This window comes from Rhodovulum sp. MB263 (genome assembly GCF_002073975.1).
Lineage (GTDB): Bacteria > Pseudomonadota > Alphaproteobacteria > Rhodobacterales > Rhodobacteraceae > Rhodovulum.
In genome coordinates this window covers 1544331-1562137 of record NZ_CP020384.1, presented here as the reverse complement: position 1 = coordinate 1562137, position 17807 = coordinate 1544331, and the positions used below count along the sequence as shown (strand labels likewise).

Below are 17807 nucleotides of genomic sequence, written 5' to 3'. Positions count from 1 at the left end.
CCCGAGCTGCGACATCCTGTCAAGCCAAGCCTTCGAGGCGCTGCAATTCTTCGCGCAGACCGTCGAGCAGCAGCCCGGCGAACCGCGTCAGCCGCGCCTGCTTGCGGTCGTCGCCATGGCGGATCAGGTAGAAGCTGCGCCGGAGCGCCAATGCGCCCGGCAGCACCCGGACCAGCCCCGGCGCGGCCGGGAGCGCAAAGTCATGGACGATCCCCAGCCCCGCCCCGGATCGCAGCCAGTTGAGCTGCACCGAGACCGAATTCGAGCCCAGCGCCACCCGCTCGACCCCGGTTGTCGCCAGATAGTCGAGCTCGCTGTCGAAGATCATGTCGGGGATGTAGCCGACGATCCGGTGCCCGGCGAGATCGTCCAGATCGCGGATCGGCGGATGCGCTGCCAGATAGTCGCGATGGGCGGCAAGGTGCAGCTGGTAGTCGGCGATCCGCTGCACCGTCAGCCGGCCGGTCTTGGGCGGGCTGACCGCGATCGCCATGTCGGCCTCGCGGCGGCTTAGGTTGAACACCCGCGCCAGCGCCACGATCTGCACCTCGAGCCCCGGATGGCGGTCGCAGATCGCAGCCGCCACCTGCGGCAGCAGATAGTTGGCAACCCCGTCCGGCGCGCCGATCCTGATCGCCCCGGTCAGTTGCCCCTCCTGCCCGCGCAGCTCCTCGATGCCCTCGGTCAGCGCCTGTTCGGCCTCGGCCGCGCGGGTCATCAGCCGCTCGCCCGCCTCGGTCAGCCCGTAGCCCCGGGGCGAGCGCGCGAACAGCGCCGCCCCGAGCCCCTCTTCCAGCCGCGCGATCCGGCGCCCCAGCGTCGCCGGGTCAAGCCGCAGGACCTTGCCCGCCCCGGTCAGGCTTTCGGCCCGCGCCACGGCCAGAAACAGCCGCATGTCATCCCAGTTCATTTGCCCATACCTGCATTTTCGCAAAACGCTTTTGGAGTTCTGAGGCTTTTCGCCACAATTTTGCAAGACTAAGCTCGCCTCGAGAAGCATTCAGGGAGATGGACATGAAAGATCTCACTCATTTCGTGAACGGCCAGCAGGTTGCGGGCGGCTCGGGCCGGTTCGCCGATGTCTTCAACCCCGCGCTCGGCGAAGTGCAGTCGCGGGTGCCGCTGGCCTCGAAGGACGAGGTCGATGCCGCCATCGCCGCGGCCGCCGAGGCCCAGCCGAAATGGGCCGCCACCAACCCGCAGCGCCGGGCCCGGGTGCTGATGGAATTCGTGCGGCTCCTGAACCGCGACATGGACAAGCTGGCCGAGGCGCTGTCGGCCGAACATGGCAAGACCGTTCCCGATGCCAAGGGCGACGTGCAGCGCGGTCTCGAGGTGATCGAGTTCTGCATCGGCGCGCCGCATCTTCTGAAAGGCGAGTTCAGCGACAGCGCGGGCCCCGGCATCGACATGTATTCGATGCGCCAGCCGCTCGGCGTGGTCGCGGGCATCACGCCCTTCAACTTCCCCGCCATGATCCCGATGTGGAAGCTGGGCCCGGCGCTGGCCTGCGGCAATGCCTTCATCCTCAAGCCCTCGGAACGCGCGCCGAGCGTGCCGCTGATGCTGGCCGCGCTGCTGCAGGAGGCAGGCCTGCCCGACGGCGTGCTGCAGGTCGTCAATGGCGACAAGGAGGCGGTCGACGCGATCCTCGACAATCCCGAGATCCAGGCCATCGGCTTCGTCGGCTCGACCCCGATCGCCCAGTATATCTACGGGCGCGGCTGTTCGAACGGCAAGCGGGTGCAGTGCTTCGGCGGCGCCAAGAACCACATGATCGTGATGCCCGATGCCGACATGGATCAGGCGGCCGATGCGCTGGTGGGCGCGGGCTACGGCGCGGCGGGCGAACGCTGCATGGCGATCTCGGTCGCGGTGCCGGTGGGCGAGGAGACCGCCGACCGTCTGATCGAGAAGCTGCTGCCGCGGATCGAGAAGCTGAAGGTCGGTCCCTATACCGCCGGGGCCGATGTCGATTACGGCCCGCTCGTCACCGCCGAGGCCAAGGCCCGGGTGCTGGGGCTGATCGACAAGGGTGTGGCCGAGGGCGCCGAGCTTGTGCTCGACGGCCGGAACTTCGCGCTGCAGGGCTACGAGAAAGGCTTTTTCGTCGGGCCGACGCTGTTCGACCGGGTCACCACCGATATGGAGATCTACCGGACCGAGATCTTCGGCCCCGTGCTCTCGACGGTCCGGGCGCAGACCTATGAAGAGGCTCTGGGCTATGCCATGGACCACGAATATGGCAATGGCACCGCGATCTTCACCCGCGACGGCGACACCGCGCGCGACTTTGCCAGCCGGATCAATATCGGCATGGTCGGCATCAACGTTCCGATCCCGGTGCCGCTGGCCTATCACACCTTCGGCGGCTGGAAGAAATCGGGCTTCGGCGATCTGAACCAGCACGGCCCCGATGCCTTCCGCTTCTACACCCGCACCAAGACCGTGACCTCGCGCTGGCCCTCGGGCCTGAAGGAAGGCGGCGAGTTCCACTTCAAGCAGATGGACTGATCCGCGCGCCTCGCGCCCCCGGAGAGGCGGCCACCGCGCCGCCTCTTCCCCACAGCCCTCCGGCCGCCTACATGTCAGCCATGACAGAGCAGACCGAACCTTCCGCCGATCGCCTCTGGGGCTTGCCCGACCCGGTGCTCCAGCCAGATTTCTATGCCGGCGTGCCATCCAAGCGCCTGGCCGCCTGGGTCATCGATGTCGGGCTGATCCTGCTGATCACGCTGTTGGCGCTGCCCTTCACCGCCTTCACCGCGCTGTTCGTCCTGCCGCTCTTCTTCACCATCATCGGCTTTGCCTACCGCACCGTAACGCTGGCCCGCGGCTCGGCCACATGGGGCATGCGGATCATGGCGATAGAGATCCGCAGCGCGCGGGGCGAGAAACTCGACCTGACCACGGCGGCGCTGCATACCCTGGCCTATTCGGCCTGCATCACCTTTGTCTTGCCGCAGGTGGCCTCGGTGATCCTGATGCTGACCGGCGCACGTGCCCAGGGATTGCCTGATTTCCTCCTTGGAACCGCCGCCATTAACCGACCTGCCAATCCGTGACAACAATCCCTTGGCGCCTCGCGGGACGAGTGTTAGCGTATCTGTAACCAAGATACGACAGCCCCGATATGCGCCACACCCTACCGCTTGCGCCACAATTCTATGTGACGGCCCCACAGCCATGCCCCTATCTGCCCCGGCGGATGGAGCGGAAGCTGTTCACTGCGCTGCAAGGCGACACCGCCGAGACGCTGAACGATTCCCTGTCCAAGCAGGGCTTCCGGCGGTCGCAGAACGTACTGTACCGTCCCGCCTGCGCCGAATGCACCGCCTGCCTCTCGGCCCGGATCCGGGTCGCCGATTTCCAGCCGACCCGCAGCCAGCGCAAGGCGCAGAACCGCAATTCCGATCTCAGGCGGCAGGCCAGTTCGCCCTGGGCCACCGAAGAGCAATACACGCTGTTTCGCCGCTATCTCGACAGCCGCCACGCCGATGGCGGCATGGCCGACATGGACATCTTCGAATTCGCGGCCATGATCGAGGAAACCCCGGTGCGGTCGCGGGTGGTCGAATATACGGCCAAGCCTGCCGATGGCGGACGGCACCGGCCGCTGGCCGCAGTCTGCCTGACCGATCTCCTCGATGACGGGCTGTCGATGGTCTATTCCTTCTACGAGCCCGAGCGCACCAATCGGTCGGTCGGCACCCATGTGATCCTCGATCATATCGAGATCGCGCGCGAGGCCGGTCTGCCTTACGTCTATCTCGGCTACTGGGTGCCGGGCAGCCCGAAGATGGGCTACAAATCCAACTTCTCCGCGCTCGAGATCTACAAGAACGACCGCTGGCAGGATATCGGCTCGCCCGCCGCGCATGACGGCGAAACCCATCCGCTCTCGGTCGCGCCGATTGCCGAACAGGTCGCCCGGATCCAGCTTCCCGACAGCCGGTCTCGCCGCGACTGAGCCCCCAGCCGGAGCGGGGCCGCCTGCATCCCTGCGACAGGAAAGAGCAAGCCCGCGCCATCATCGACGCGGGCTTTTCTCCGGATCGGCCCCGGGCCATCGCCCAAGGGGCGCGATCAGCCGTTCGGCAGCAGGTTCGGCACGATCGTCACGATCCCGGGCATGAACCACAACAGCGCCAGCCCGATCACCTGGATCACCACGAAGGGCGCGACGCCGCGATAGATATGCCAGGTCGTGACCTCCTTCGGCGCGACGCCGCGCAGATAGAACAGCGCAAAGCCAAAGGGCGGCGTCAGGAACGAGGTCTGCAGGTTCACCGCGATCATGATCGTCACCCATTTCGGATCGAAGGTGCCGCCATAGATCACCGGCCCGACGATCGGGATCACGATGTAGATGATCTCGAGGAAATCCAGCACGAAGCCCAGGATGAACAGCACCAGCATCACCAGCAGGAAGACGGTCAGCTCGTTGTCGAAGCTGCGCAGGAACTGCTGGATGTAATGCTCGCCCCCGAAGGAGATCACCACGAGGTTCAGAAGCTGAGAGCCGATCAGGATGGTGAAGACCATCGAGGTGACCTTGGCCGTCTCGCGCACCACCGGCCCCAGCACGCCCGAGCGCAGCAGCACCCAGCAGGCGTAAAGGATGCCGAACATCGCGAAATGATAGGTGCCCTGCGCCACGAAGAACGCGATCCAGTCCTCGAGCGGCACGCTCTCGCGGCCCAGCCTCAGATCGAAATTGGTGCCGGCCAGAAGCATGATGACGATGGCATAGGCGGCCCAGAGGATCAGCTTGCCGGTCCGGTGCTCTTCCTGCAGCTTGCGATAGGCGGCCAGCATCAGCGCGCCGCCCGCGCCCAGCGCCGCGGCAGGCGTCGGGTTGGTGATGCCGCCCAGGATCGAGCCCAGCACCGCGACGATCAGCACCAGCGGCGGGAAGACCACCCGCAGCAGGTCCGAGCGCGACAGGCAGGCCACGGCATAGCGACAGCCGTAAAGCGTCAGCGCGACCGGCAGCGCCAGCATCAGCAACACCGTGCCGGGCGAGGCAAGCGGCCCGATGAAGAGCGCATCGACCAGCAGGCCCAGCACGATCCCCGCGCCCCCGATCAGAAGCGGCGCGGGCCGGGCCGTGGGTACGACGCCCCGCGCCGTGACCAGCGCCAGCCCGAGCAGGGTGAAGCCCAAAAGGACGCCCCCCGAGACCGGCGGCGCCGCGGCGAGCCTGGCGGCACGCGCCGCGGCCAGCTCATCGTCGCTCAGCTCCTGCGTTCCGATCTGGCCGCCCGCCGCCGCGATCTCCTTCTGCTGGGCGACGGCACTGTCCCATTTCGACTGCCCGTGCAGCGCGATCATCGCGGCCTTGCACTGGCCGGACACATTGGTCCTGAGGCTCGCGGATTCGGCCGTGTTGGTATAACGCGACACGCCCACATCCTGGCTACCTGCGACCCCCGTCACCGCGAGCAGAAGCGCCAGTCCGATCACCCCGGCCGGCGCTGCCAGAAACCAGGTCAGCGCCGCGCCCTTGCGCCCGGCCCGCCGCGCCCCGGCCTCGATCACCGGCGGCGCCTTCGAAGGGTTCAACAGCGCATAGCCGAAGGCATAGGCCGCATAGAGCAGCGCCAGGAGCGCCCCCGGCAGGATCGCGGCCTGAAACAGCGTGCCGACAGAGACCACCGCCGCTTGACCGAGATAGGTCAGCGCATCGGGACAGCCCGCCAGCTGGGCGCGCGTCTCCTGCGCGGTGGCGTAGATGTCGCCCGCCAGCGTGCCCAGAAGCACGATGATGATCGAGGGCGGGATGATCTGCCCCAGCGTGCCGCTGGCCGCGATGACCCCCGTCGCCAGCTCGGGCGAATACTTGTTGCGCAGCATCGTGGGCAGCGACAAAAGCCCCATCGTCACCACGGTCGCGCCGACAATGCCCGTCGAGGCGGCGAGGAAGGCGCCCACCACCACCACCGAGACCGCCAGCCCGCCCGGCATCGGCCCGAAGACCCGCGCCATTGTGGTCAACAGGTCATTGGCGATCTTCGAGCGTTCCAGCGTGATCCCCATCAGCACGAACATAAGCACCGCCAGCAGCGTCTCGATCGACTGCCCGGCAAAGACCCGTTCATTCATCCGGTTGACGATGAAGCTGATATTGCGGTCCATCGCCGTCTCCCAGCCCTGCGGAAACAGCGCCGTGGTGACGGTGGGCAGCTCGGGATAGCGGAAATGCGAGATCGCATCGGGATGGATCCCCCGGGCCACGAGCGCGCCATAGGCCGCGCTGCCGGTATCGATGGCCTGGGCCACCAGGATACCCGCATTGTCCAGCGCCGCGATGATCCCGAAGGAGATGACCGCCGCGCCGCCGATGGCGAAAGCCACCGGAAAACCCGAGAGAATGCCTCCGAAGAGGCAGAGAATGACGATGATCAGACCGATCTCGACGCCGTCAAGTCCGAATAGCATATACCTGTCCTGCCCCTTTAATGCGTGCCTTCATAGGCTTCTTCGCCGGCGCCGAGGCTGTCCCGGTCGAGGTATTTTCCGGCGCTCTGCTCGCCTTCGACGCATTCGAGGAAGGATCGGTAGAAGAACGCGACAGCCTGCAGGAACACGAGGCCGGTAAAGGCCACCAGAAGCACCTTGAACAGGAAGTATCCGTTGAAACCGTTGGGCGAGAAGCCGATGGTCTCGACATTCCAGCGCACCGCGCGCGCCTTCATCAACAGCCGCTCGAGCGTGTCCGAGGCCGAGGGCTTGGGCGTGATCAGATGCCGCCACATGAAGAACCAGGAATACATCCAGACCAGCACCGCGACCGGCATCATGAAGAACAGCGCACCCAGCATGTCGATCACCCGCTTGGCGCGGAAGCCCACCGCCGAATAGACCAGATCGACCCGCACATGGCCCGACTGCACGAAGGTATAGGTCGCGCAGAGCGCCACGATGGCGGCGTTGTACAGCTTCAACTCCTCCGACCACCACGAGAGATCCTTGGTGAAGCTGTAGCCGAACGGCCCGACACTGATTTCCGAGACCCGGAAGACCCGCTGCAGGAACACGATCATGATCTGCTGCAACACCATCAAGAGCCCGAACCAGGCGACCGTGCGCCCGATCCCGTTGGCCATCCCCTCCAGCAGCCGCACCGCGCCCCACATCACCTGCCGCCGCCAGAGCCCGATCCCGGTCAGCACCAGGAAGGCGGCGATGACCACGAAGAAGAACTCGGCCGAACCGCCGTAATAGACGAAGCGCATGATCGCCTGTTTGTCGGACCAGTCCAGCCACAGCCCCGGATGGGACAGCGCATAACCGAAATTGTAGAAGGCCAGCAGGAGGTTCCTGCCGACCCACAGAATGCCGTCGAGCATCCGGGTCTCCCCTTTTGCACCGCCGTCCGTCGCGGCGGGATCGGTGAAGCGTGGACGCCCCGGCCCGTGACCGGAGCCGGGGCGCGCGCACGCGCGTCAGATGGTCGGGACGCGAGCGGGCTCAGCCCAGAACGCGGTTCCGCTGGCGGGTGAAGACCCCCTCCGAAATCTCGATCCAGGCAGCGGAATCGCGCATCGAGGCGATATAGCTGTCATAGATCTTCTTGTAGAGATCGTCGTCCATGTACTGGGCGAAGACCTCCTGGGCGGCGGCCCCGAAGGCGTCCCACACATCGTCGCTGAACTCGCGCACCTGAACGCCGCCCGCCTGCAGCCGCCGCAGCGCCGAGGCGTTGTTCTTCATGAAGAGCGCGTGCGCCCATTGGTTGGCCGAGGCGGTGACCTGCTCGACCGTGGCCTGCTGCGCGGGCGTCAGGCTTTCGAAGACGTCGAGATTCATCGCCAGCGACAGGCCCGGCCCCGGCTCGTGGAAGCCGGCGGTGTAGTAGATCTTGGTGATCTCCTGGAAACCGGCCTTCTCGTCGGCCCAGGGGCCGATCCATTCGGTGCCGTCGATCGCGCCGGAGGACAGCGCCTGATAGACCTCGGAGCCGGGCAGGTTCTGCACCGAGGCGCCGAGCCTGCCGAGGATCTCGCCGCCCTGCCCCGGCATCCGGAACTTCAGGCCGTTGAAATCCTCGGGGCTCCTGATCTCCTTGCGGAACCAGCCGCCCGATTGCGGCCCGGTATTGCCCGCAAGGAAGCTTTTCAGCCCGAAGATCTGGCCCAGCTCGTTATGCAGCTCGTGCCCGCCCGAATGGTAATACCAGTTGTGCAGCTCCTGCGCGGTCATGCCGAAGGGCAGCGAGGCGAAGAACTGATAGCCGGGATGCTGGCCGACGAAATAATAGTCGACCCCGTGATACATGTCGGCCTGGCCCGAGGTCACCGCGTCGAACACCTCGAAGGCGCCGACAAGCTCGCCCGCGGCCTTGAGATCGACGGTGAGCTGGCCATCGGTGACGGCGGTGATCTGGTCGGCGCAATATTGCGCCGCGTCATGCACGCCCGCGAGCCCGCGCCCCCAGGTGGTGACCAGCGTCAGCGTGCGCTTGCCCTGGGCATAGGCCGGAGCCGCGAGCGCGCCCGCTGCCGCGGCCGACCCGCCCAGCGCAGAGCTGCGAAGAAAGGAACGGCGGTCCATTAAAATCTCCTCCCTGTTTCCCGCCCGCCATCTCGACGGGCGGATCGTATAAACGCTTACAATCTAGCGGGAGGGTCAGGTCAGATAAATAGCCGTATGGGCGAGTGCGAAGTTTTCTTGCTCGAGCGGCCCGATATCTGCCCCAAAGTTGTGCGGCCACCCCATGCAACCTGCGGAAAACCATCCGGAAACGGCCGCGTCTCGGCGACCTCCGGCCCGGAAGGACCAGAGGCCGCCTTGCCCGGCTCAGCCGATCACGCGGTCGCGCTGGGCGCGATAGGTGCCCTCGGAGGCCTGCAGCCAGCTCGACGAGGTCCGCATCGAGGCCATGTAGCTGTCCAGCATGCGGTCGTAGATGTCGCCGTCGCGGCTTTCTTCCAGGGCCTCCTGTGCGGCCTTGCCGAAGGCGTCCCAGACCGGATCGGGGAAGGTCATGATGCGCACGCCTTCCGAGGCCAGCCGGCTCAGCGCCGCACTGTTCTGCGACAGGAACATCGACAGCGTCCACTGGTTGCACTCGGCCGCGGCCGTCTCCATGACCTGCTGCTGGAACGGCGTCAGGCTGTCGAAGAGATCGCGGTTCAGCGCCAGGCTGAGCCCGGCGCCCGGCTCGTGGAAGCCCGCCGTGTAGTAGATCTTGGTGATCTCGTAGAAGCCCGCCTTCTCATCGGCCCAGGGACCGACCCATTCGGTGCCGTCGAGCGCGCCGGTCGACAGCGCCTGATAGACCTCGCCGCCGGGAATATTCTGGATCGAGGCGCCGAGCTTGCCCATCGCGACCCCGCCCAGACCCGGCATCCGGAACTTGAGCCCCTGGAAGTCCTCGGGCGCGTTGATCTCCTTGCGGAACCAGCCGCCCGACTGGGCGCCGGTATTGCCGACAAGGAACATCTTCATGCCGAAGATCTCGCCCAGCTCGTCATGGAAGGCCGCGCCCTCGCCGTGATAATACCAGTTGATCTGCTCTTGCGCGGTCATCCCAAAGGGCACGGTCGAGAAGAAGGCGAAGGCCGGGTGCTGGTTGACGAAATAGTAGTCCGACGAATGATACATGTCGGCCTGGCCCGAGCTGACCGCGTCGAACACCTCGAAGGCACCGACCAGTTCGCCTGCCGCCTTGACCTCGACCTTGATTTGCCCGTCGCTCAGCGCCTCGATGCGGTTCTTGCAGAACATCGCGGAGTCATGCACCCCGGCCATGCCGTTCGGCCAGGAGGTGACCATGGTCAGCACCCGCTTACCCTGCGCCAGGGCGGGGGCGGCCAGCGTCGCGCTGGCGGCGGCGGCCGATCCGCCAAGGGCGGAGGTCTTCAGGAATGAGCGGCGATCCATGGTCAGCAGTCCCTTTCATTGAACCGCGGCCCCTCTCCGGCCGTCGCTCGGACCGGCCGGGACCTGCGGCATGGCAAAACGCGCGCGACCCTAGCCGCAGCCGAAGGCCCCGGCCAGCCGCCTCGTATTGCTTTTTTCGCATATCCGCATTGCGTTCTGCGCAGTGTCGATTTCAGACTCATGCGCAAACCCCGCAGGAACACGCAACAAACGTAAAATTTTTTCGACCCGCGCGAAGGATTCTTTGCGCTTTTTGCAGTTGACCCCCTCCGGGCAGCCACCTAATGTGCCCGCGCACGCAACGCCAAAGGAGCCCCGCGGCAATGATGCTCGTACTCGTAGTGACGGAAGACAGGCGCATGGGCCGGTAACGGCGGACCCAGGGTCATCCCCATGCGCCCCCGCAACAACGGGGGCTTTTTTATGCGCGGAAGCAGGCGGACAGCACGGAGAACGAAAAGATGACACAGCCCATGACCGGCGCGAAAATGGTGGTTCAGGCGCTCAAGGACCAGGGGGTCGATGTAATTTTCGGCTATCCTGGCGGGGCCGTGCTTCCGATCTATGACGAGCTGTTCCAGCAGAACGATATCGAGCATATCCTGGTGCGCCACGAACAGGGCGCGGTTCACGCCGCCGAGGGCTATGCCCGCTCGACCGGCAAGCCGGGCGTCGTGCTCGTCACCTCGGGCCCCGGCGCGACCAATGCCGTCACCGGCATCACGGACGCGCTGATGGACTCGATCCCGCTGGTCGTGCTGTCGGGCCAGGTTCCGACCTTCCTCGTTGGCAACGATGCCTTCCAGGAGGCCGATACCGTCGGCATCACCCGCCCCTGCACCAAGCATAACTGGCTGGTGAAGGATCCCGACCAGCTGGCCCAGACCATCCATCAGGGCTTTCATGTCGCGACCTCGGGCCGCCCCGGCCCGGTGCTGATCGACATCCCCAAGGACGTCCAGTTCGCCGAGGGCACCTATGTCGGCCCGGTCAAGGCGGGCCAGGGCCACTACCACCCGCGCGTCAAGGGCGACCGCGAGACGATCACCCGTCTCGTCGAGGCGATGGAGACCGCCGAGCGGCCGATCTTCTATACCGGCGGCGGGGTCGTCAATTCGGGCGAGGCCGCCACCCAGCTTCTGCGCGAGCTGGTCGAAGCCACGGGCTTTCCGATCACCTCGACCCTGATGGGGCTGGGCGCCTATCCGGCCTCGGGCGACAAGTGGCTGGGCATGCTGGGCATGCACGGTCTCTACGAGGCCAATCTGGCCATGCATGACTGCGACCTGATGATCTGCATCGGGGCGCGCTTCGACGACCGCATCACCGGCCGGGTGGCCGATTTCAGCCCGGGCTCGCTCAAGGCCCATATCGACATCGATCCCTCGTCGATCAACAAGACGATCCATGTCGAGCTGCCGATCATCGGCGACGTGGCCCATGTGCTGGAGGATCTGCTCAGGATCTGGAAATCGCGCGGGCGCAAGGTCAACAAGGAGGCGCTGAAGCCCTGGTGGGAGCAGATCGCCGAATGGAAGGCCGTCAACTGCCTGCGCTACGAGAACTCCGACAAGATCATCAAGCCGCAATATGCGCTGCAACGGCTCGAGGCGCTGACCAGGGACCGCAAGGACCGCTTCATCTGCACCGAGGTCGGCCAGCACCAGATGTGGGCCGCGCAATTCCTCGGCTTCGAGGCTCCGAAGCACTGGATGACCTCGGGCGGGCTCGGAACCATGGGCTACGGCCTGCCGGCCTCGGTGGGCGTGCAGGTCGCGCATCCCGATGCGCTGGTCGTCAACGTCGCGGGCGAAGGGTCCTGGCTGATGAACATGCAGGAGATGGGCACCGCGATTCAGTACCGCCTGCCGGTCAAGCAGTTCATCCTCAACAACGAGCGGCTGGGCATGGTCCGGCAGTGGCAGACGCTGCTGCATGGCGGGCGCTATTCGCACAGCTGGTCCGAGGCCCTGCCCGATTTCGTCAAGCTGGCAGAGGCCTTCGGCGCCAAGGGCCTGCGCTGTTCGGACCCGGCCGATCTGGACGATGCCATCGCCGAGATGCTGGCCTATGACGGGCCGGTGATCTTCGACTGCCTGGTCGAGAAGCACGAGAACTGCTTCCCGATGATCCCCTCGGGGCGGGCGCATAACGACATGCTGCTGGCCGCCGATGCCGAGGCCTTCAAGGAAGGCGCGGCGCTGGTCTAGAGGAGCGATGATGCGGAAGGAATTCCGGTTCGCAGCCCTCACGGCCGGGGGTCGGCGGGAAAGCGCGGGGGCGCCCGGCCCCGACACCCCCGGCGGCAATGCGTATCTGCCGCTCGGCCGGCATCAACCGGCCGGCGCGGGACGTCTGCGCGGGATCCGGGACCGCGAGGATACGCAGAGCATCCGGAGGGCCGGGCGCGGCTCTGAACCGCCCCTGCCCGGCAGATCGGGGATAGGCGGATGCGACGGCGGGCACTGGCCCTGTCCAGGCATTGCTGCCGGACGGCGGGAACCGGCGGAAATCTGTCGTGCCGCCGACGCCTTCGGGCCTGGCGTCAACCGCGAACCGCGCGCCCGGATGAAAACGACCCGGAGGGCCGCGGCGCCCTCCGGACGACATGCAAGGCGGAACTGGGAACAAGAAGTACGGACATGGCACAACTGAACATTCAGCAAGGCACCTCGAAACACTCCGCCTATGACCTGCGCGACCCCAATGCCGAAGTCAGCGAGCGGCACACCCTGGCGGTGACCGTCGACAACGAGGCAGGCGTTCTTGCCCGCGTCATCGGGCTGTTCTCGGGGCGCGGCTACAATATAGACAGCCTTACCGTGGCCGAGGTCGACCATGCCGGGCACAAGAGCCGGATCACCATCGTCACCACCGGCACGCCCGCGGTAATCGAGCAGATCAAGGCCCAGCTCGGCCGGATCGTCCCGGTGTACGAGGTCCATGACCTGACTGTCGAGGGCCCGTCGGTCGAACGCGAACTGGCACTGTTCAAGGTCGCCAGCACCGGCGAGAAGCGGGTCGAGGCGCTGCGGCTTGCCGATATCTTCCGCGCCAACGTGGTCGATTCGACGCTCGAGAGCTTCGTCTTCGAGATCACCGGCACGCCGCAGAAGATCGACGCCTTCGGCGAGCTGATGCGACCGCTCGGCCTGACCGAGATGGCGCGCACCGGCGTCGCGGCCCTGGCCCGCGGCATCTGAGCCCCTATCCCGCTCGCAGAGGCGGCCCGCAAGGGCCGGGACGCGACCCGGGCCGCAAGATCGATCGGGGCCGCAAGATCGAAGAAGGCCTCCGGCGGGGTTCGTGCCGGAGGCCTTCGACGCCGGGGGATGGTCCGGCAGAGGGTATTCAGACGGCTTCCGGCCAGGAATGCCCGGACGGATCCCGCCACGACCCGCGCTATGCGCAACACGAGTCGCCCTCCGAAGCTAACACCGGCTATCCTGCCGCAAACAGGCGCTTTCGCCCGGCCCGGAAACCGGCGGCACTCTGCCGATCTTGTGCTGCGCAAGGCTGCCTTTCCAGACCCGGTCTCAGCAGATAGACTGCACCGCAATATCGTGACGACGTATTCGGGGCCGGGCACGGCCCTTGGGAGGAGATATGGTCGCACGCGGACGTTTCGTCCGGAAGGCGGACTGGGCCCGCTTTCTGGAGACCGGTCTTTTGCCGGGGGATCTCGATCCCGATCTCGCGGCCTCCTGGCTGCGCTCGCGGGATTGCGGGGTGCTTCCCGACAGGCTGTCGGCACCTCAGGTCCCCGACGAGATTCTGCTGCGCAAGCGCAAGGAAACCGCCGAGCTGCGACGGCTGGCACGGCCGGCCCTTCTGCGCGCGCGGGCGATGCTGAAAGAGACCGGGTTGATGATGATCCTGACCTCGCCCGACTGCATCATCACCGAGACCGAGGGCGATCCGGGCGCGATCGACACCGGCCGCGAGAACCGGCTGCAGATCGGCGGCGACTGGCAGGAGACCAGCATCGGCACCAATGGCATCGGCACCGCCGCGGCCTCGGGCCGACCGGCCCTGGTCCATGGCATCCAGCATTTCTGCGAGGAGATCCAGCGCTGGAGCTGCGCCGCCGTGCCGGTCCTCGACCCGGTCGACGGGACGCTGCGCGGCATCGTCGACATCTCGGGGCCGACCGACGTGTTCCAGCCCCAGAGCATGGCGCTGGCGATGGCGGTCGGGGACGAGATCACCCAGGCGCTGGCGCGACTGATCGGCGAAGAGCGCGAGGCGCTCTACCAGCAATTCATGGACCGTCGCGCCCGCTGGCAGAATACCCATATGATCCTGATCGACCGGCGCGGCGCGGTGCTGCACGACACCCGCGCGGTCTGGTCCAACCAGGCGATCCGGGGCGGCGCCATCGGCGAGCGCGGCGAAGAGGACTGGGCAGGCGAGATGTCCGACCGTTTCTCGGGCATGGATAGCGAGATCCTGCGGCGCGACGGCCTGCCGATCGGGATGGTGCTGACCGCCTATCGCGGCCGTCGCCGCCCTCTCGAAAGCCCCAGCGGCGACCCGTTCGACGCATTTCTGGGTACCGACCCGGCAATACTGAAGCTGCTCGAGCATGCGCGCTGCGTGGCCGGATCGAACGTCCCGATTCTGATCAGCGGCGAGACCGGCACCGGCAAGGAATTGCTGGCCCGCGCGCTCCATGACGCCTCGTCCCAGCGCCACGGCCAGTATGTGCCGGTCAATTGCGGCGCGCTGCGCGCCGACAGCGCCGCGAGCGTGCTGTTCGAGACCGAGGGTCACGGCAGCGGCGCGGTGGCCGCGGCCCATGGCGGCACGCTCTGTCTCGACGAGATCGGCGAGATGCCGGGCGACGTGCAGCCCTTCCTGCTAAGGGTGCTGGAAGACGGGCTGCCCGGGGCGCGCAACGCCGACGGGCCGGAACGCTCGGAGTTTCGGGTCGTCGCGCTGACTCATCGCGACCTGCCCCGCGACGTCGCCGAGAACAGGTTCCGGCGCGACCTTTTCCACCGCATCTCGACGATCCAGTTCCGGCTGCCGCCGCTGCGCGACAGGGCCGCCGACATTCCGCTTCTGGCCCGGCACTTCCTGGCCAAGGCCGCAGCCGAAGCCGGGCGCCCGGCCCCGGCGCTGAACCGAGCCGCACAGCAGGCGCTGATGGCCTATCCCTGGCCGGGCAATGCGCGCGAGCTTCGAAACGACATGCAGGCCCTGGTGCTGTTCTGCGACCGCGGCGTGATCGACGTCCCGGACCTGCCCGACAAGATCCGCGCCCCGGACGCCCTGCCCGCCACCCCGACCCGCGCCACCGAAACGGACGAGCGCAGCCGCATCCTCCAGGCGATGGCGGCAAGCGACGGCAACATGTCGGCCACCGCCCGCCGTCTCGGCATCGCGCGCTCGACGCTTTATACCAAGATCGCCGCCTACGGCCTCGCCCGGCCCGAGGACTGAGCGCCGGCAAGCGCCGAATCATCCGCATCCAGAGCCCCGCAGCCCCGTCCGGATACTGTCCGGCCCCTGTCCGACACCTGTCCGGACAGTCGGACAGATCCTGTCCGGCAGCAGCCTGTCCTCGCTTCCGGACAGCCCGTCCCGCATCGGACGATCTGGCGCCCGCCTCCCTGTAACGCCACGCCAGGGCGGCCTCCCGGCTGTCCGGACAGCGCCCGGCCCGCCCGGACAGCACGGCCGCGCGGCCCGGCCCGCTACTCTGTCGGCACGGCGCCTCGAGACGGCGCTGAAACGGGAGGAAACACGCATGACACAGACCGGACGCAACGCGCGGTCGGTGCAGGTGCTCGGCATCGACGCCGGGGGCACCATGACCGACACCTTCTTCGTCGATGCCGAGGGCGACTTCGTCGTCGGCAAGGCGCAGACCACGCCCGCGAACGAGGCCCAGGGCCTTCTGGAATCGAGCCGGGAGGGGCTCGAGCACTGGGGCCTCACGCTCGAGGACGCGCTGCGCAACATCCAGACCGGGGTCTATTCCGGCACCGCGATGCTGAACCGGGTGGTGCAGCGCAAGGGGCTTCGGGTCGGGCTGATCGTGAATGCCGGGATGGAGGATTTCCACCGCATGGGCCGCGCGATCCAGGCCTATCTGGGCTTCGCCTACGAGGACCGCATCCATATCAACACGCACTACTACGACGATCCGCTGGTGCCGCGCGACCTGACCCGGGGCGTGGCCGAGCGGATCGACATGATGGGCACGGTGGTGATCCCGCTGAACGAGGACACGGCCCGGACCGCCGCGCGCGAGCTGATCGCCGAGGATGTCGAAGGCATCGTGATCTCGCTTCTGCATTCCTACAAGAACCCGACCCATGAGCGCCGGGTGCGCGACATCGTCGAGGAAGAGGTCAAGGCCAGCGGCAAGACGATCCCGGTCTTCGCCTCGACCGATTATTACCCGGTCCGCAAGGAGACCCACCGCACCAATACCACCGTGCTCGAGGCCTATGCCGCCGAACCCTCGCGCCAGACGCTGCACGGCATCTCGGGCGCCTTCAAGGAGCACGGCTCGCGCTTCGACTTCCGGGTGATGGCCACCCATGGCGGCACCATCTCCTGGAAGGCCAAGGAACTGGCGCGCACCATCGTCTCGGGTCCGATCGGCGGCGTGATCGGCGCCAAGTATCTGGGCGAGAAGCTGGGCTACAAGAACATCGCCTGTTCCGATATCGGCGGCACCTCCTTCGACGTGGCGCTGATCACGCAAAGCGAGCTGACGATCCGCAACGATCCCGACATGGCGCGGCTGGTACTGTCGCTGCCGCTGGTGGCGATGGACTCGGTCGGCGCGGGTGCGGGCAGCTTCGTGCGGCTCGACCCCTATACCAAGGCGATCAAGCTCGGCCCCGACAGCGCGGGCTACCGGGTCGGCGTCTGCTGGGCCGAAAGCGGCATAGACACGGTCTCGATCTCGGATTGCCATGTCGTGCTGGGCTATCTGAACCCCGACAACTTCCTCGGCGGCCAGGTCAAGCTCGACCGGCAACGCGCCTGGGACGCGGTCAAGGTGCAGCTTGCCGATCCGCTGGGGCTGTCGGTCGAGGATGCCGCGGCCGGGGTGATCGAGTTGCTCGATGCGGAACTCCGCGACTACATGCGCGCGATGATCTCGGGCAAGGGCTACAGCCCGGGCAGCTTCACCTGCTTCAGCTATGGCGGCGCGGGGCCGGTCCACACCTATGGCTATACCGAGGGGCTTGGCTTCGAGGACGTGATCGTGCCAGCCTGGGCTGCGGGCTTCTCGGCCTTCGGTTGTGCTGCGGCCGATTTCGAGTACCGCTATGACAAGTCGCTCGACATCAATATCGACACCGAGGCCCATGAGGCCGACAAGGCCTCCCAGGCCAAGGTGCTGCAGGCCGCCTGGGACGAGCTGACCGAACGCGTTCTGGAGGAATTCGAGCGCAACGGCTATGCCGCCGACAAGGTCACGCTGCAACCCGGCTTCCGGATGCAGTATCGCGGCCAGCTCAACGATCTGGAAATCGAAAGCCCGATCGCCGCGGCCCGCGATGCCGAAGACTGGGACCAGCTGGTCGACACCTTCAACGACACCTATGGCCGGGTCTATGCCGCCTCGGCCCGCTCGCCCGAGCTGGGCTATTCGGTGACCGGCGCGATCATGCGCGGCACCGTCCCGATCCCGAAACCGAAGATCCCCGAGGAAGAGCTGCAGGAGGCCACCCCGCCGCGCGAGGCGCGCACCGGCTCGCGGCAGTTCTACCGCAAGGGCCGCTGGGTCGAGGCCCAGCTCTACCAGATGGAAGCGCTTCTGCCCGGCAACCAGATCGTCGGCCCCGCGATCATCGAATCCGACGCCACGACCTTCGTCGTGCCGGACGGGTTCGAGACCTGGCTCGACGAACACCGCCTGTTCCACCTCAAGGAACTGTGACGCGCGAAAGGGA

Annotated in this window: 12 protein-coding genes; 7 read left to right on the top strand and 5 right to left on the bottom strand. The window is 66.7% G+C overall.

The window, feature by feature from the left end:
* Nucleotides 1–19: 19 nt before the first annotated feature.
* Nucleotides 20–910, bottom strand: coding sequence for a LysR family transcriptional regulator (locus B5V46_RS07390; RefSeq protein ID WP_080616004.1), 891 nt, complete (start codon nt 908–910; stop codon nt 20–22).
* 104 nt (nt 911–1014) lie between these two features.
* Here B5V46_RS07390 and B5V46_RS07385 point away from each other — a divergent pair, with 104 nt between their 5' ends.
* The 3 genes from B5V46_RS07385 to B5V46_RS07375 all read left to right on the top strand — a co-directional run bounded on the left by B5V46_RS07385 (nt 1015) and on the right by B5V46_RS07375 (nt 3970).
* On the top strand, nt 1015–2514 hold the full coding sequence (locus B5V46_RS07385; RefSeq protein WP_080616003.1) for a CoA-acylating methylmalonate-semialdehyde dehydrogenase: 1500 nt from the start codon (nt 1015–1017) through the stop codon (nt 2512–2514).
* Nucleotides 2515–2594: 80 nt separating this feature from the next.
* On the top strand, nt 2595–3065 hold the full coding sequence (locus B5V46_RS07380) for an RDD family protein (RefSeq protein ID WP_080616002.1): 471 nt from the start codon (nt 2595–2597) through the stop codon (nt 3063–3065).
* A 68-nt stretch (nt 3066–3133) separates the two neighbouring features.
* A complete protein-coding gene (locus B5V46_RS07375; RefSeq protein WP_080616001.1) occupies nt 3134–3970 on the top strand; it encodes an arginyltransferase in 837 nt (278 codons plus the stop codon).
* A 116-nt stretch (nt 3971–4086) separates the two neighbouring features.
* Here B5V46_RS07375 and B5V46_RS07370 read toward each other — a convergent pair whose 3' ends face one another.
* From B5V46_RS07370 to B5V46_RS07355, 4 genes are all read right to left on the bottom strand, one after another.
* A complete protein-coding gene (locus tag B5V46_RS07370) occupies nt 4087–6441 on the bottom strand; it encodes a TRAP transporter large permease subunit (protein WP_080616000.1) in 2355 nt (784 codons plus the stop codon).
* A 17-nt stretch (nt 6442–6458) separates the two neighbouring features.
* Nucleotides 6459–7352: a TRAP transporter small permease subunit gene (locus tag B5V46_RS07365; RefSeq protein ID WP_080615999.1), complete on the bottom strand. Its 894-nt coding sequence runs from the start codon at nt 7350–7352 to the stop codon at nt 6459–6461.
* A gap of 121 nt (nt 7353–7473) precedes the next feature.
* Nucleotides 7474–8556 carry a TRAP transporter substrate-binding protein gene (locus tag B5V46_RS07360; RefSeq protein ID WP_080615998.1) on the bottom strand — a complete coding sequence of 361 codons (1083 nt, stop codon included), beginning with the start codon at nt 8554–8556 and terminating at the stop codon, nt 7474–7476.
* Between the two features lie 246 nt (nt 8557–8802).
* A complete protein-coding gene (locus B5V46_RS07355) occupies nt 8803–9888 on the bottom strand; it encodes a TRAP transporter substrate-binding protein (RefSeq protein WP_080615997.1) in 1086 nt (361 codons plus the stop codon).
* Nucleotides 9889–10349: 461 nt separating this feature from the next.
* Between B5V46_RS07355 and B5V46_RS07350 the strand changes: the two genes are divergently transcribed.
* From B5V46_RS07350 to B5V46_RS07335, 4 genes are all read left to right on the top strand, one after another.
* Nucleotides 10350–12098, top strand: a complete 1749-nt coding sequence (locus tag B5V46_RS07350; protein WP_080615996.1) for an acetolactate synthase 3 large subunit — start codon at nt 10350–10352, stop codon at nt 12096–12098.
* Nucleotides 12099–12530: 432 nt separating this feature from the next.
* Nucleotides 12531–13091, top strand: coding sequence for an acetolactate synthase small subunit (gene ilvN / locus B5V46_RS07345; RefSeq protein WP_080615995.1), 561 nt, complete (start codon nt 12531–12533; stop codon nt 13089–13091).
* Nucleotides 13092–13494: 403 nt separating this feature from the next.
* Nucleotides 13495–15333, top strand: a complete 1839-nt coding sequence (locus B5V46_RS07340; RefSeq protein ID WP_080615994.1) for a sigma-54-dependent Fis family transcriptional regulator — start codon at nt 13495–13497, stop codon at nt 15331–15333.
* Between the two features lie 307 nt (nt 15334–15640).
* Nucleotides 15641–17794: a hydantoinase/oxoprolinase family protein gene (locus B5V46_RS07335; protein WP_080615993.1), complete on the top strand. Its 2154-nt coding sequence runs from the start codon at nt 15641–15643 to the stop codon at nt 17792–17794.
* Nucleotides 17795–17807 lie beyond the last annotated feature (13 nt).

What these genes read in the sequence shown, in the direction of transcription:
- B5V46_RS07390 (WP_080616004.1), bottom strand. Translation starts at nt 910, where the DNA reads ATGAACTGGGATGACATGCGGCTGTTTCTGGCCGTGGCGCGGGCCGAA.
- B5V46_RS07385 (WP_080616003.1), top strand. Translation starts at nt 1,015, where the DNA reads ATGAAAGATCTCACTCATTTCGTGAACGGCCAGCAGGTTGCGGGCGGC.
- B5V46_RS07380 (WP_080616002.1), top strand. Translation starts at nt 2,595, where the DNA reads ATGACAGAGCAGACCGAACCTTCCGCCGATCGCCTCTGGGGCTTGCCC.
- B5V46_RS07375 (WP_080616001.1), top strand. Translation starts at nt 3,134, where the DNA reads ATGCGCCACACCCTACCGCTTGCGCCACAATTCTATGTGACGGCCCCA.
- B5V46_RS07370 (WP_080616000.1), bottom strand. Translation starts at nt 6,441, where the DNA reads ATGCTATTCGGACTTGACGGCGTCGAGATCGGTCTGATCATCGTCATT.
- B5V46_RS07365 (WP_080615999.1), bottom strand. Translation starts at nt 7,352, where the DNA reads ATGCTCGACGGCATTCTGTGGGTCGGCAGGAACCTCCTGCTGGCCTTC.
- B5V46_RS07360 (WP_080615998.1), bottom strand. Translation starts at nt 8,556, where the DNA reads ATGGACCGCCGTTCCTTTCTTCGCAGCTCTGCGCTGGGCGGGTCGGCC.
- B5V46_RS07355 (WP_080615997.1), bottom strand. Translation starts at nt 9,888, where the DNA reads ATGGATCGCCGCTCATTCCTGAAGACCTCCGCCCTTGGCGGATCGGCC.
- B5V46_RS07350 (WP_080615996.1), top strand. Translation starts at nt 10,350, where the DNA reads ATGACACAGCCCATGACCGGCGCGAAAATGGTGGTTCAGGCGCTCAAG.
- ilvN (WP_080615995.1), top strand. Translation starts at nt 12,531, where the DNA reads ATGGCACAACTGAACATTCAGCAAGGCACCTCGAAACACTCCGCCTAT.
- B5V46_RS07340 (WP_080615994.1), top strand. Translation starts at nt 13,495, where the DNA reads ATGGTCGCACGCGGACGTTTCGTCCGGAAGGCGGACTGGGCCCGCTTT.
- B5V46_RS07335 (WP_080615993.1), top strand. Translation starts at nt 15,641, where the DNA reads ATGACACAGACCGGACGCAACGCGCGGTCGGTGCAGGTGCTCGGCATC.